Below are 15104 nucleotides of genomic sequence, written 5' to 3'. Positions count from 1 at the left end.
GTATCATAGGTTTGGTAATTGGTAGCTGCGCGGATCAACAGATCAATCCTCTTTTTCAAATAACGCTCTTTTTGTGCCTAATTCCAAACCCCGTAACTCGGCCAGGCCTTTTAAACGCCCGATAGCCGAATAACCATGATAGGTATTGTACCTAAAATCGTCGAGTATTTTGTGCCCGTGATCCGGTCGCATAGGTATGGCGATATCCGTGCGACCGGCATCTTCCCGTTTCTTTTGTTCGATGATGATATTTTTCATTACCGCGTACATATCAGTATTGCCGCCTAAATGTTCGGCCTCGTAAAAGCTGCCGTCGGCCTCGCGCTGTACATTACGCAGGTGTAAAAAGTGAATATGCGTGCCTAAGCGGTCCACAATGCCGGGCAGATCATTATCGCCTCTTGCCCCTAACGAGCCGCTGCAAAAAGTAATACCATTACTTGGCGACGGACTGGCGTTCACTACATCTTCCAAATCTTTTTCTGTAGATACCACTCTCGGCAAACCCAATATCGGAAACGGCGGATCATCCGGATGGATACACATTTTCACACCCGCTTCCTCAGCATGCGGAACAATAGCTCGCAGAAAGTATTGAAGGTTACTTTTCAACGCCACAGCATCCACATTGGCATACCGTTGCAAGTAGCTGTTAAACTCCGGAATGGTGAGCGTTTTATTAGTGCCGGGCAAACCCGCCAGCAAGTTATTGATCAATTGTTGTTTTTGTTCAGCGGTTATTCCAGCCAGGTAGCCTTTGGCAGCAGCCTGCTGCTCTTTGCTATAATCTTTAAGCGCGCCCTCCCGCTCCAGTATATACAGATCGAACGCGACAAGCGCTTTTGCATCATAGCGCAAGGCCGACGCACCGTTGTTCAGTCGAAAATCAAGATCGGTACGTGTCCAATCCAGCACGGGCATAAAATTGTAGCATATAATGTTGATACCGGCCGATGACAGGTTTTTAATAGTGGCAATATAGTTATTGATGTACCTGTCGCGATCTGAACCGGCTGTTTTAATAGCTTCGTGAATATTCACGCTTTCAACCACATCCCAGGTTAAGCCGGCCTGTTCTATTATTTGCTTACGCTGCAGGATCTCGTCGAGCGGCCATACCTCCCCGCTTGCTATATGATACAGGGCGGTTACAATACCTGTGGCCCCCGTTTGTGTAATAGCCTGCAAAGTAACCGGATCTGCCGGGCCGAACCAGCGAAACGTTTGTTTTAAATTGTTGATCATAGTATATAAAAACAGTTTTTTAAGCTAAAAACCGCCTTGGTTTAAATAATTTGAGGCTAAAATAAGCCATTTTGATATGTGTGGGCATATATTTTCATTTTTTTATAAAATATAATCAACACATAATCAAAGCAGTATAAACTAATTAAAAATTAATTGAACTATTTTACAACCCTCCCCTTGTGGAATAAGAAAACCTGTGTATATTTGCACACCGAAAAACAAAACGGATTTCGGAAAAACGGAGTGGTAGTTCAGCTGGTTAGAATGCCTGCCTGTCACGCAGGAGGTCGCGGGTTCGAGTCCCGTCCATTCCGCCAAAAGGGTGTCAAAACCCATCGAAAGCGCTTAAATCAATGATTTAGGCGCTTTTTTTATGCCATAAGCGCCCGTTTCATACCAATAAAAATGGATCATTCGGTTACCTATTCGGTTACCTATTTAGATTCATTAAATTTGAGGTAACCGAATAGGTTATAATTGATTGATTTTGAATGAATTGCAAAGCAAATCAAAACAGTTCAAAATGTATTTATTCGGTCACTCAAAATTCAATGGTCTATGAAAAATTCTAGAAGTTTTTCGGTCCTTTTCTGGACAAACAAAGCAAAGGCAGATATCAATGGCCTCGTACCCCTTTACGCAAGGGTTACGGTGGATGGCAAACGTGCAGAAATATCCCTCAGGAAGAGATTAAATCTTAAAAAATGGGATGCGCGCACAGGTTTTATGAAAGGCAGCGGTGAAGAAGTGCGCATCACTAATAGGTATATTACTGAAGTAGGCAACGAATTATTCGAGATTTACACTGCGTTCAACCGTAAAGGTGAAATTGTCAGTGCGGACGAAATCAAAAATAAATTTACAGGTCAACCACTAATTGAGATTACTGGTAAAAGCTTATTGGAGATTTTCGATGAACATAATCAGGAGATCGAGAACCTTGTGGGGAGAGACTACGTAAAGGCCACAGTAACTAAATATAAGACTATAAGAAGCAAGGTAAGCGCGTTTATAATAACAAAGTACAAAAAGCCGGACATATTGCTTGAAGAACTTGATTTTACTTTTATAAGTCAATTCGAAAAATTCCTAAAGATACAAGAAGGCATTGAGCACAATACCGCAATGAGTTACATCAAGCGGCTAAAAAGAATACTATCAATTGCTGTCAATAATAAATGGATAGCGCATAATCCATTCTTAGCATTCAAATGTACCACCCGTAAGATAGCGCGATTACATTTATCCGAACTGGAACTGTCTGTGCTTTCATCAAAAGAATTTAGAATAAAGCGATTAGAGGAAGTAAGAGATTGCTTTCTTTTCAGCTGTTACACCGGCTATGCTTTTGTAGATGCCCAAAAGCTGACGCCTGCACATGTCCATCAAAGAAATGACGATGAGTATTGGATCGAGACGAGCCGGACAAAAACCGAGATTGTTGCAAATGTTCCACTATTGCCCCAGGCACTAGCCATTATAAAGAAATACAAAGACAGCGATTGGTGTATTGCTGCTAACAGGTTGCTTCCAATAAAGAGTAACCAGAAAATGAATGCCTATTTGAAAGAAATTGCTGATTTATGCGAGATAAATAAAAATTTGACTACACATGTTGCACGACACACATTTGCAACAACAGTTACATTAGGCAATGATGTACCTATTGAAACCGTAAGCAAGATGCTGGGGCATACCAAAATTACTACAACTCAAATCTATGCCAGAGTTCAGGAAAATAAGATAGGCCGTGATATGGCAGTACTGAAACGAAAATTAATAGATATAGATTCTTAAAAGCCAATTTGTGTACAACAATTAGCTTTTTAGTAGTTTAACTATATGTATGGCGGAAAATGCTTTTTCTCCGTTCTTCCGGGATTTAACAGATGGTTCCCAAATACCCGAAAGGGTTAGTCTACCTTTCCACTACAACAATGCGACTTTTGGCTACATCCGCCTGTTAACCCTTCCTGAACTTTGCAATAATAAAATCAACTAAAATGCAAAGCGAAATTAAAAATTGGACCACATCCCAAATTCCTTTAAGGAACAGCGGTTTAGCTCTAATTACCGGTAGTACGGAAGGTATTGGGTACGAAGATGCAGTAGCCCTGTCTTCATCGGGATGGGATGTAATAATGATGGGGCGTAACGCTCAAAAAGGGGCGGATGCAATCGCTAAGATCAAGCAGGCTAATCCCAAGACAAAAGTAAGTTTCGAGAAGATAGACCTTGCAGATCTGTCTTCAATCAGTGCCTTTGCCTCAAGGATGATTTCAAAAGGGCAAGCCATTGATTTATTAATTAACAATGCCGGTGTAATGACACCACCAAAACGGCTCGAAACTGCCGATGGCTTTGAGCTGCAGTTCGGCACCAACCATATTGGCCACTTTGCACTGACCGCACAGCTTCTTCCATTATTATGTAAGTCACCTTATGCCCGTGTTGTCACTGTTTCCAGTGTAGCAAACCGTGCCGGCAAAATCAATTTTGATGACCTTCAATCAACATCATCCTATAACCCATCCAAAGCATACAGCCAGTCAAAACTGGCTAACCTGATGTTTGCTTTAGAGCTTCAGCGACAAAGTGAAAAGCACCATTGGGGTATTACCAGTATAGCCTCCCATCCGGGTGTTTCCCGTACAAATCTGCTTATTACCGGAGCAGGCAGATGGAGCGGCCCGGGGATCATGAGGACCTTTCTTCCTTTCTTGTTCCAGCCAACTGCACATGGAGCCTTGCCAACATTGTATGCAGCCACTTCTCCGGAGGCTAAAGGAGGGGCTTATTACGGCCCAAACAAAATGACGGAGACAAGGGGATTTCCAGCCATAGCAAAAATACCCTCGCAGGCAGAGGATGAAAATGTTGCCGCAAAATTATGGGAAGTATCTCAGGAACTATCGGGCGTGGATTTCAGTACCAGCCATTTCAGGTTACTATCCGGCTTACAGGAATAGGTAAGTTCCCATATCAACAACTTATTAAATAAGCAAAATGAAACATCTAACGGCTGTATTCGCACTCGTGGTTGTGCTTTCGTCCTGTAATGCCAGGAAAACGGTGTACATCACTAACAAGACGGGCGAAAGCATTACGCTCCAGGTCGATAGCGCTTACATGCATACTTACCCTGCTTTTACCGACTCCCTGAATGGAGTACGGATAGAGCGTAAAAAAGTGTTTGACTATGGCACGGACAAATGGACCGAAAGCGATAAAAGTAACCTGGAAGAGGTGCTAAAGCATACCAAAATCATCAAAGACGGCAACAAAACAGCTGTTGACATGCCTGACAAGACCAAAGTGTCCCATATAAGTTTCAACGTGGAAGAACTTTGGGTAAATATTAAATAACATTAAAAGTAAATGACATGAAAACGATTCAAATCAATGACAAGCTTCCCATGGGTTTAACCATATTGTCGAACGCATTGCCGCCGGTAGGATTTTACCTGTATTACAGGTTTAGTAGAGCATTTCCTAAAAAGGCGCGGACCGCGCTGATCAATGCGATCCTGGGCACTCCAATTGGGTTGATCGGGGGTTACGTATTACAAAATTACGTCCTTAACTAAGATGATCAAGAACGTCATTTCCCTGGTCTTACTGATCGTTTCTGTAGGCTTAAGTTTTAGTCACGGGTGGAATTCATATACTTATAAGAAGAACCCTGAATCATTAAAGATGATGTCCCAGTTGGGTTTGGCGGAATGGACGATGCCTGTATTTGGCATCTGTGCTGTATTGGTTGGATTGCTGCTGCTGATACCCAAGACATTTTTCAGCGGCAACCTGCTCAATGCCTTATCGGTTGTGTTCATTATGGCACTTGCCCTGCATGCCGGAAATTATAAAATGGCATTGATAGAGATTCCATTTTTAGCAATTCCCCTGATCTTGATCTGGATAAAGTATCCTTTTATAAAATAACTTCAAAATCAATCAAACAATAATGTTCATATATAAGATGTTACCGGCCGGACAACTCACGCAAACAGCCCTTCGTAGTTTGAAAAGCATAATCGTGATAATGGGTTTATTCTTCCCCTTACTTGCAAGCGCACAAGGTCAAAACGACACGTTGGATACCATTCAAAAGCAAACGCCTCAAAACCGTTCAGCTGAATTTACAGACCGGCCCTTTTTAAAGGTCGACTACAAACAATTCGGCAACTACAATTTTACGCCTGCGCTTAAGGACCAAAATGACCAGCAGGATGGAAAAATCACAAATTGGTCTGTTTTAAGCATTGGTACCAATATTGACCTGGTAAACAAACGCCGCTGGCAATTACAGGCTACCGGAATGTACCGCTACCTATCTGTTGAAGAAGACTTTTCATTGCGACAAGGAGTCAATTCACTGGAAAGTTTTCAGGGCGACCACCATTACCATACAGAAGGCCTGACTTTCAATTACTTTTCCAGGTTATTTGGGATAACAGCAGTATATTCTACGAGCGTATTCCTGGATGGGGGCGACAAAAGTATAGAACGGGTACGTGGAATGGCTTCCGGTATCCTCGTCCTTAAAGCGGATGAAAAAACAAGAATGAGTGTTGGTTTGCTGGCAACCGCAGACCCTGCCGCATTGGTACCGGTCATGCCCATCTTTTTATACAACAACAAACTTAGCAGCAGGACTACCTTAGACCTGATGCTTCCCCGATATGCCTATTTGCGGACAGGTATTTCAAAAAATGGCAGGCTGTCAGCAGGTTTCGACTTTGATCAGCAAACATTTTTCCTTCATGATTTTAATGGAACCAATAAAACCTACCAGTACAGCCAGGTAGATGCTAATGCAGGGTTGGTCTACGAACATTTGCTACCGGCCCATCTTATGCTTACGATGTCTGCCGGGTACAGAGCTGCGCCATTTGTTCGTATTTTTGAAAAAGACAGGACTTTTTCAGATTACACCTGGTCGGTCAAAGCGGATCCGGCACCGTATGCAAGTGTGGGTATCTCATTCAACCCGTTTTCAAAAGGCAAGTAAGCCATGCGATTAATAAATGTACGCAATGAAAAATAAAGAATTACACAGGATAAAAACCATAACCGAGTTGCACAGGCTTGGGGGCTATGATAAACCGCAACACCCGCTCGTCAGTATTATAAATCTTGAAGGTTTAGAGAACAGGACCGATATTACTGCGGTCATATTTGATTTTTACGTGATATCTATGAAGCGTGGCTGTGATAAACTTTTTTATGGCCAACAGAAATATGATTTTGATGAAGGTGTGATGGCTTTCCTTGCCCCGGGGCAAATACTGCGCGGCGAAGACGACGGCGTGCCACACGATTTAATCGGTTGGATGTTGTTCATCCATCCTGACTTCTTGTGGAATACACCATTGGCAAAAAAAATTAAGAAGTACGAATATTTTGACTACAACACCTGTGAGGCTTTATTTCTTTCCGACAGGGAAGAAGCGATCATCAACGGCATTGTTGACAACATCCAGATAGAGTATAGCTCCAATATTGATAAGTTTAGCCAGGATATTATTATCTCACACCTTGAAACGCTGCTGAACTACGCCGAACGCTTTTACCAGCGCCAGTTCATTACCCGCAAAATAACGAACCATAAAATACTCACCCGCCTTGAGGACGTACTCTCAGACTGCATCAATAGTGAAGACCTGCTCACTAAGGGATTGCCAAGCGTTCTCGATATTGCTTATATGCTGAATATCTCATCAAAGTATTTAAGCAGTGTGCTAAAACAGCTTACGGGCCAGACCACGCAGCAGTTAATTCATGAAAAATTAATAGAAAAAGCGAAAGAAAAGCTTTCTACCTCCGATTTGACGGTTAGTGAGATCGCATACCAGCTTGGATTCGAACACCCTCAATCCTTTAGCAAGCTATTTAAAAGCAAGACCAATCAAAGCCCTTTGGATTTCAGGCAGTCCTTCAACTGATGTGATTATAAATTACAGGTATGGTTGTAAGAGGTTTGGATCATGAGTTAATGCCGGGCACCTCTACCTATCCAACGCCGTCACTTAGATTGCCCAACAAAAGACCATAATTGGTTTAGGGACGGCCGGATAAATTGAAACAGACTTACCTTGTATCACCACTTTACGAAACACCCCATTTCCTATCAGGACAATCTTGGACGATAACTTTAACGATATTCTGGACGACATCAAGATAGTATAACTAAATGGCATCCCTTTGGCCGGGCTTTCCGCTATTATCTTTCTTTTCAAGAAAAGGATACCCGCTGCAATCCCTGATGCGGCAAACCAGAGGCATGGCACGATGGAATTTTGTAATTTGCAGTTATAAAAGTCATGATAGCTGTTTTTTTACCAAATGGTAAATGCAATGCCCTCAATAAACCTGAAATTTGGCCTATGGAAGCTTTTATCAATTACATCCTACAGTTCGGAAATCTCAATAAACAGCAAACGGACTTCATTTTAAGCAAAGCGAAAACGCTGGAACTTCCTAAGGAGGAATATTTTTCGGAAGCCGGAAAGATACCAAGGTACGTCGGATTTCTTCTTGAAGGGGTTGTCCGCTTCTGTTACTATAACAATAAAGGCGAAGAGATTACGCATTCATTTATAGACGAGAACAATTTTGTATCTGACCAGCAACGGTTTGAGGCACAAATGGTAGCCTCCGAGTACATTCAGGCAGTTACCCATTGTCAATTCCTTGTTTTTTCCAAGAAAGACTGGGACGAAATGGGCAATACCGTTTTGGGCTGGAAAGATATTGAGCACCTGATCTTAAAGAATTGCCTGTTAAAAACAATTGAGCGACGAAGCCCATTGGTCTCGGAAGATGCCACCACCCGGTATTTATCGTTTATCGGACAGTTTCCCGGTCTTCTCAACCGCGTCCCACTTTCCCATATTGCGTCCTACCTTGGGATAACCCAACAGTCACTGAGCCGGATAAGAAAAAATATCCGTTAAGGGGGCTTTTTACCAAATGGTAAATGGTTTCATTTTATAGTTACCAAACTTTGCATCATTATTTTAAAAAACAAGAAAATGAGCAAAAAAGTAGTTTTGATAACAGGAACAAATAGTGGCTTCGGCTGGCTGACCGCGCATAGCGTTGCTGCATTAGGCCACCAGGTTTACGCTACCATGAGAGATACCCAGGGTAAGAATTTGGAAAAAGCCCAGGCCCTTTCTGCTGTAGCAAATGTTACGGTTCTGGATGTAACGCTGACTGACGACGAAAGTGTGAAGCAGGCGGTTGAGCGCATTATAGCGAAAGAAGGCACTATTGATGTGCTGGTGAACAACGCCGGTTACGCGATGACTGGGGTGGCCGAGAGCTTTACCACGGCCGATGTGCACACTACCTTTGATATCAACGTTTATGCCCCCTGGCGGCTGATCAAACAGGTGCTGCCCAACATGCGCAAACAGGCCGATGGACTGATTATTAATGTGACCAGCGGCTTTGGTCGCGTATCCTTCCCGTTCGCTACCATTTATGCGGCCTCCAAGTTTGCACTGGAAGGGATTAGTGAGGGCCTGCATTACGAGGTGAAACGTTTGGGCATAGATGTGGCTATCGTGGAGCCGGGTGCTTTCCCTACTGAAATGCAGCAAAAGAACAACCCCGCGTCCGATCAGGGCGTCTTTGAGGGGTACGGCGCAGTTGCAGATATACCCAACAAAATGGTAGCCGCCCTAACTGCGGAGATGCAGGCTAAAAACCCTAACCCGCAGGATGTTGCCGATGCCATCGTGAGTTTGATCGGTGCCGAAAAAGGCAAAAGGCCGTTAAGGACCGTTGTGGACCCGATAACAGGGGAATATATCCAGGCGGCCAACCGGGCTGTAAGTGAGCAATTCGGTAAAGGCCTGACGGTGTTTGGTATGGGCGAACTATTAGCATAAGACATTCAATTGACTTGTTACAGACAGTTAAGGCGGCAATGGTTCATATCCATTGCCGCTTTTATTTATCAAAGTGGTTCGGCAACCTAAACGCGCCGGTCAATTTCACCAATTGATAATCATCCTTCATAAAATTTACTCTAAGCAATCCAGGCGTTATTATCAATTTATAGTTAGAGTTAATTACATGCTATAATCCAACGAGAGGCCCTGTATACTCCCTATATCTCGTCAATATGCTAAAACATATATTTTCTGATGTTCGTAATCCCAAACCGTTTTATATTCCGACAAAAATCGGTAAGCGAAAGTCAAAAAATTGTCCTCGGTTATGCCCAGAGCCTTCCTGACGTGGCTGTTGTCATCCCCGGATTCTTTGTAGATACCTATTTGATCGATAGTGAATTGAGGGTCTATACTCACATTGTATAAAGAAACTAATTCATCATCGTAGCCATCTTTACCATAATCTTTCAGTTTTTTTTTCTTAAGCTTTTGAGCATCCTTTACGGTAATTTCTAATCCTCCATAGGAACCTCCCGTATCAAAAGATGCGAGCATTTCAACATTGTCCACTTTTACTTTGATCATGGGATGATTTTAAAGCCTTCTTGTTTCGAACTGTAAAACAGCTAATACTTTTTCTCCCACCAGAAAATCTTTTGATGATTCTCTTTCCGAAGTGTTTTTGTAAAAAGTAATTTGCCGCTTGGTGTAATCCAGTTTAAAAAGATATCCCTTGAAAAAATCATGGCCTATATATCCTATGCAATCGGGGGTAATATTATTTTGTAAAAAATCGTAATTAGCACTGGGGATTCGTTTTAAGTTCTGAAAACGCAACCCGTTTACCAGCTTTACCTCCTCAATAGTATCATTAATATACTTTTTAAACTTTTGACCGCTCGCAACCTGCCCGTTACCCACCTCCTTTTGAAAGGAGAGCGGGATTATATTATTATTGATATCCAAGGCATTCTGATTGCCGGTGTCAAACATCAGTTTACCCTTAACGCCATTAATTTCCCCCGAAATAAATGGGTAAGTGTTAATGATGGAAATAGGAAGCGAAATGCTATCCCCTGTTAATCCGAACTGGTCCTGAATTTTAGCACCATCTATATGCTGCGCCAATAAAGTACCGGAAATCATCAGGCTTGCCAGTGTATAAATCATTTTAATCATCAGCGATTTTTTTGATAGCTACATAGTTAATAAAATACGTAGGACGGTTAAAACTTACATAGTGCCATGCGGCTGGCTATTTTTCTATCGAATTCATATTGGCTTCATCATACCGCTGGCCAGCGGCAGGTGCAAGTTGATTTAGCTTTTCGATGTGGGCTTGGCTAAGTTCCAGGTTGTCAGCTCCCGCATTTTCTTCTAGGCGTTCCGTGCGCTTTGTTCCCGGAATGGGCGTGATATCATCACCTTGTGCCAGTAGCCATGCAAGGGCGACCTGGCCTGGCTTTGCATTCAGCTGGTCAGCAATGGCTTCCACTTCCCGCACGATCTGCAAGTTTTTTGAAAAGTTCTCAGCACTAAAACGCGGATTGGTTTTACGCCAGTCGTCATCGGCAATCTGTTCCAAAGATTTAATTTGACCCGTAAGGAAACCACGGCCCAAAGGCGAATAAGGCACCAGGCCGATACCAAGCTGGCGCAACAACGGCAATATTTCACGCTCCGGATCACGTGCCCACAATGAGTACTCACTTTGCAGCGCTGTAATGGGATGCACTGCATGAGCCCTTTGAATGGTAGCGGCACCCGCCTCCGAAAGGCCTATATGCCGTATCTTACCCTCTTTGACCAATTGGGAAAGCGTACCAACTGTGTCTTCAATGGGTGTATTTGGGTCAACCCTATGCTGATAATAAAGATCGATATAATCAGTCTGCAAGCGCCTGAGTGAACCCTCTACGGCTACGCGGATATTATCGGGATTGCTGTCCATGGCGTTAATGCCGCCATTGCGATGCGAGATTACACCGAATTTGGTAGCCATTACCACCTGGTCCCGTTTGCCCTTCAGGGCTTTGCCGACCAGTTCTTCGTTGGTGTAAGGCCCATATACTTCGGCAGTGTCAATCAGGGTCACGCCCAGCTCAATCGCTCTATGAATGGTCTTTATGGATTCCGCTTCGTTGCCTTCACCCATGGTATAATAGGCAGACATGCCCATGGCACCCAGGCCGATACGGCCAACTTCAAGTGCTCCCAGTTTACTATGTTTCATGCTCTTAATTGATAATTGTTATAGTAAAGTTTGCATTTTTTAATATTAGCGTCGCAAAACTTATTTAAAAGGTCAGTTTGGTAAGCCATTCTGCGGTTTCCGGATCACGGTGGTCAAAGAAGACGCTTTTGCCGGTGTCCAGTGTTGCGATCGCATTCAAATCTTCCTGGCTCAGTTCGAAATCCCAAATATTAAAGTTTTCGATCATACGTTCATCACGCACCGATTTGGGAATAACACAAATGCCTTGCTGTACGAGCCAGCGCAGGGTAACCTGCGGGACTGATTTACTGTACTTCTGGCCAATGCGGGTCAATATCTCATTACTGAAAATTTCATTTTTCCCTTCAGCGAAAGATGCCCAGGATTGCGTGACGATATTTTTCTTCTTCAACAGTTCATGCTCAGTAGCCCTTTGATAAAATGGATTGATCTCAATCTGATTCACGGCCGGGACAATCTCATTATGTGCGATCAGGTCTACCAAGCGGTCGGGGAAAAAGTTGCTGATCCCAATGGCTCTGATTTTGCCTTCCTTGTATAATTCTTCCATCGCACGCCATGACCCGTAGTAATCGCCCATGGACTGGTGGAGAAGGTAAAGGTCGACGTATTCGAGTTGTAGCTCGTCCAGCGACTTTTGAAACGCTACTTTGGTTTTCTCATAACCGGCATCCTGCACCCAAAGCTTGGTGGTAATGAAAAGTTCTTTCCTGGGGACGCCGCTTTTTATGATAGCATTGCCTACGGCTGATTCATTTTGGTAAAGAGAGGCCGTATCAATCAGTCGGTAACCTGCTTTTATGGCACTTAGTACCGTCTGTTCACATTCGTTCAGGTCAGGTATCTGGAAAACGCCCAGACCTACCATCGGCATCTCGATGCCGTTATTTAATTTGATTGTTTGCATATTGATATATATGAATTTTTAATTATTCAGGTATTATTGAGAGATATCCTTCACGATCCAGCGGGTCTCCATACGATTTGATGCGAATAAGCCTTCCAATGCGCTATTTAACCGTTTAATGTGATCCTGCTTAAGCTGCACCTCATGGTCTGCCACAGTTTGCCAGCCTTCAATAAGGACGAACTTGTTTGGATCATCTGCATACGCATAGAGGTTAAATTCGAGGTTTCCGTGCGCGCCGCGCGAGAATGATGCAGCTGCGGCCATGGCATCGATGAATGCTGCTCGCTTTCCTGGTTTGACATCGAATAGCACGATGACATGGCGGGAGTTGTTAGGGTAGTCAGCGGCCTTGGCCGTTATGGCGCGTAGCCTGTCCACCAGCAGTAGTGAAATAGATCTTGCTTCTCCTTTTAATGATTGCTGGATAACACTAATGGCATTTTTAAAATAGCCCTGTTCTTTATGGTAGTTATGTCCCGCCTTATCTTTAAACCGTTCAAACCATATGGGCTGCAACCTGCCGTCTTCGGGCTGGTACAGACTAAAGGAAATGTTACGCGCTTCCCGGCGCGAATACCTGATGTTATTTTGTACGGCTTGAACGAAGTTGGGCCATTGCTCTTTTTTAACGTCGCCGAAAAAACCTATTTCCTGGAAGGTTTCTGTCTCTATATAATTGTTTCGGATCTTCGTTTTTTCCATCTGATGCGATTGTTGGTTACTGTGGGTACATGATAGCACCATTAGTGCGAGGGAAGTAAATACTATGAAGCGTTTCACGAACGGAGCCGAGTGCAATGCTATTGCGCTTTGATATGCGTATTTTTTCATAATTATATTAAACCTATCGTTTCAAAATAAGGCAAAAAAATTAGTTGTTAATTGAGCCTATTAAAATTTCTGCTGTCTGTTTGGTTAACGCTGCATCGTTAAAAAGAATCTGCGTGTTGTAAATCGAGACCAGACCGGATACTAAATAGTGCGCAAGGGCGCGTGGCTCTTTGGATGATTTAAGTGAGCCATCTGCTTTAGCCTGGTTCAACAATTGCTCGAACAGGTCAACGGCTTTAAGCGTCTGCTTTCTTAGAATACTACTTACTTCTGTATCCGTCGTTGCCAGTTCAAATACGGAGTTGGTGAACAGGCAGTTGGTATCCTTTATAGCTGAAACGGTCACAGATAGGATAATATGACGGATAGCCTCTAAAGGCTTTTTACTTTTCTTTGCCGCATGGCTGTACTGCTTGTCCTTTTGCTGGATGTAATTGCCCAGTGACTTTATAAAAAGCTCATGTTTATTGCCGTACGCCAGGTACAAACTGCTCCGGTTGATCGCCAAAGTGTCCACCAGGTCATTCATCGTAGTCGCATTATAACCCTTCTTCCAAAAGAGGTCCCTTGCCGTCACCAGCTTCTCATCGTAATCAAATTCCTTGTTTCTTGGCATGGAGCAAAGATAGTTATATTAAACCTAACGTTCCAAATTAAATTCGTTTTTTTTAAAGGTGAAGAAGTGCGCATCACTAACAGGTATATTACTGAAGTAAGCAACGAATTATTCGAGATTTACACTGCGTTCAACCGTAAAGGTGAAATTGTCAGTGCGGACGAAATCAAAAATAAATTTACAGGTCAACCACTAATTGAGATTACTGGTAAAAGCTTATTGGAGATTTTCGATGAACATAATCAGGAGATCGAGAACCTTGTGGGGAGAGACTACGTAAAGGCCACAGTAACTAAATATAAGACTATAAGAAGCAAGGTAAGCGCGTTTATAATAACAAAGTACAAAAAGCCGGACATATTGCTTGAAGAACTTGATTTTACTTTTATAAGTCAATTCGAAAAATTCCTAAAGATACAAGAAGGCATTGAGCACAATACCGCAATGAGTTACATCAAGCGGCTAAAAAGAATACTATCAATTGCTGTCAATAATAAATGGATAGCGCATAATCCATTCTTAGCGTTCAAGTGTACCACCCGTAAGATAGCGCGATCGCATTTATCAGAACTAGAACTGTCGGTGCTTACATCAAAGGACTTTAAAATAAAGCGATTAGAGGAAGTCAGAGATTGTTTTCTTTTCAGTTGTTACACCGGCTATGCTTTTGTAGATGCCCAAAAGCTGACGCCTGAAAATGTCCATCAAAGAAATGATAATGAGTACTGGATAGAGACAAACCGAACAAAAACCGAGATTGTTGCAAATGTCCCACTATTACCCCAGGCACTGGCCATTATAAAGAAATAAAAAAATAGCGAGCATTGTATTGCTGCAAACAAATTGCTGCCGATTAAGAGCAATCAGAAAATGAATGCTTATTTAAAAGAAATTGCTGATTTATGCGAGATCGATAAAAATTTGACTACACATATTGCACGGCACACATTTGCAACAACAGTTACATTAGGCAATGATGTGCCTATTGAAACCGTTAGCAAGATGCTGGGGGATACCAAAATTACCACAACTCAGATCTATGCCAGAGTTCAAGAAAAAAAGATTAGCCGGGATATGGCAGTGTTAAAACGAAAATCAATAGATATGGAGTCTTAAAAGACGCGCAGTGACTAAGAGGCCGCATTTATTGATTGAAGTATCGTTGAGGCTGCGAGCGAAAGGTAACTCGTTTTGGACGGAACCGTGTCGACTTAGTATTACACCCTTACATTCAGCAAGTTGTATTCTTTAAATCATATTTTAACTATAGTGTTAACCGAATAATTTACTTCGAATCAATAGAATTATATTCTCATCAATATTATCGAATTTTATAAAAGAATTAAGTTTATTTTATCC

Annotated in this window: 17 protein-coding genes and 1 tRNA gene; 11 read left to right on the top strand and 7 right to left on the bottom strand. The window is 42.7% G+C overall.

Going from position 1 to position 15104, the window contains the following annotated elements; translation table 11 throughout:
- Positions 1-42: 42 nt before the first annotated feature.
- A complete protein-coding gene (gene uxuA / locus ABD894_RS17385; protein ID WP_345212337.1) occupies positions 43-1245 on the bottom strand; it encodes a mannonate dehydratase in 1203 nt (400 codons plus the stop codon).
- A gap of 243 nt (positions 1246-1488) precedes the next feature.
- Between uxuA and ABD894_RS17380 the strand changes: the two genes are divergently transcribed.
- From ABD894_RS17380 to ABD894_RS17340, 9 genes are all read left to right on the top strand, one after another.
- Positions 1489-1565: transfer RNA gene (locus ABD894_RS17380), tRNA-Asp, on the top strand.
- Between the two features lie 241 nt (positions 1566-1806).
- The gene (locus ABD894_RS17375) at positions 1807-3045 is read left to right on the top strand and encodes a site-specific integrase (protein WP_345212336.1); all 1239 of its coding nucleotides are present in this window, start codon (positions 1807-1809) and stop codon (positions 3043-3045) included.
- A gap of 206 nt (positions 3046-3251) precedes the next feature.
- Positions 3252-4217, top strand: coding sequence for an SDR family oxidoreductase (locus ABD894_RS17370; RefSeq protein WP_345212335.1), 966 nt, complete (start codon positions 3252-3254; stop codon positions 4215-4217).
- 37 nt (positions 4218-4254) lie between these two features.
- Positions 4255-4614: a hypothetical protein gene (locus tag ABD894_RS17365; RefSeq protein WP_345212334.1), complete on the top strand. Its 360-nt coding sequence runs from the start codon at positions 4255-4257 to the stop codon at positions 4612-4614.
- A 222-nt stretch (positions 4615-4836) separates the two neighbouring features.
- On the top strand, positions 4837-5190 hold the full coding sequence (locus ABD894_RS17360) for a hypothetical protein (protein ID WP_345212333.1): 354 nt from the start codon (positions 4837-4839) through the stop codon (positions 5188-5190).
- Between the two features lie 100 nt (positions 5191-5290).
- Entirely contained in the window at positions 5291-6259 is a 969-nt protein-coding gene (locus ABD894_RS17355; RefSeq protein WP_345212332.1) for a DUF6268 family outer membrane beta-barrel protein, read from the top strand.
- Between the two features lie 25 nt (positions 6260-6284).
- Positions 6285-7193: a helix-turn-helix domain-containing protein gene (locus ABD894_RS17350; protein ID WP_345212331.1), complete on the top strand. Its 909-nt coding sequence runs from the start codon at positions 6285-6287 to the stop codon at positions 7191-7193.
- A gap of 441 nt (positions 7194-7634) precedes the next feature.
- Positions 7635-8204: a Crp/Fnr family transcriptional regulator gene (locus tag ABD894_RS17345; protein WP_345212459.1), complete on the top strand. Its 570-nt coding sequence runs from the start codon at positions 7635-7637 to the stop codon at positions 8202-8204.
- Positions 8205-8282: 78 nt separating this feature from the next.
- Positions 8283-9146 (top strand): SDR family oxidoreductase, encoded by an 864-nt coding sequence (locus ABD894_RS17340; protein ID WP_345212330.1) that lies wholly within the window; start codon positions 8283-8285, stop codon positions 9144-9146.
- 231 nt (positions 9147-9377) lie between these two features.
- Here ABD894_RS17340 and ABD894_RS17335 read toward each other — a convergent pair whose 3' ends face one another.
- The 6 genes from ABD894_RS17335 to ABD894_RS17310 all read right to left on the bottom strand — a co-directional run bounded on the left by ABD894_RS17335 (position 9378) and on the right by ABD894_RS17310 (position 13745).
- On the bottom strand, positions 9378-9737 hold the full coding sequence (locus ABD894_RS17335; RefSeq protein ID WP_345212329.1) for a hypothetical protein: 360 nt from the start codon (positions 9735-9737) through the stop codon (positions 9378-9380).
- 9 nt (positions 9738-9746) lie between these two features.
- Entirely contained in the window at positions 9747-10331 is a 585-nt protein-coding gene (locus ABD894_RS17330; RefSeq protein ID WP_345212328.1) for a hypothetical protein, read from the bottom strand.
- Between the two features lie 76 nt (positions 10332-10407).
- Positions 10408-11385 (bottom strand): aldo/keto reductase, encoded by a 978-nt coding sequence (locus ABD894_RS17325; protein ID WP_345212327.1) that lies wholly within the window; start codon positions 11383-11385, stop codon positions 10408-10410.
- 64 nt (positions 11386-11449) lie between these two features.
- On the bottom strand, positions 11450-12295 hold the full coding sequence (locus tag ABD894_RS17320) for an aldo/keto reductase (RefSeq protein ID WP_345212326.1): 846 nt from the start codon (positions 12293-12295) through the stop codon (positions 11450-11452).
- A gap of 33 nt (positions 12296-12328) precedes the next feature.
- Positions 12329-13000 (bottom strand): putative quinol monooxygenase, encoded by a 672-nt coding sequence (locus ABD894_RS17315; RefSeq protein ID WP_345212325.1) that lies wholly within the window; start codon positions 12998-13000, stop codon positions 12329-12331.
- Positions 13001-13169: 169 nt separating this feature from the next.
- Complete coding sequence (locus ABD894_RS17310) at positions 13170-13745, bottom strand: TetR/AcrR family transcriptional regulator (protein WP_345212324.1); 576 nt, start codon at positions 13743-13745, stop codon at positions 13170-13172.
- 66 nt (positions 13746-13811) lie between these two features.
- Here ABD894_RS17310 and ABD894_RS17305 point away from each other — a divergent pair, with 66 nt between their 5' ends.
- A complete protein-coding gene (locus ABD894_RS17305; protein WP_345212323.1) occupies positions 13812-14555 on the top strand; it encodes a site-specific integrase in 744 nt (247 codons plus the stop codon).
- 33 nt (positions 14556-14588) lie between these two features.
- Positions 14589-14861, top strand: a complete 273-nt coding sequence (locus tag ABD894_RS17300; RefSeq protein WP_345212322.1) for a tyrosine-type recombinase/integrase — start codon at positions 14589-14591, stop codon at positions 14859-14861.
- Positions 14862-15104 lie beyond the last annotated feature (243 nt).

Origin of the sequence: Mucilaginibacter gynuensis, assembly GCF_039541195.1 — a bacterium.
GTDB lineage: Bacteria > Bacteroidota > Bacteroidia > Sphingobacteriales > Sphingobacteriaceae > Mucilaginibacter > Mucilaginibacter gynuensis.
The sequence above is the reverse complement of the archived record's forward strand: the minus strand, read 5'-3'. Positions and strand labels throughout refer to the sequence as shown.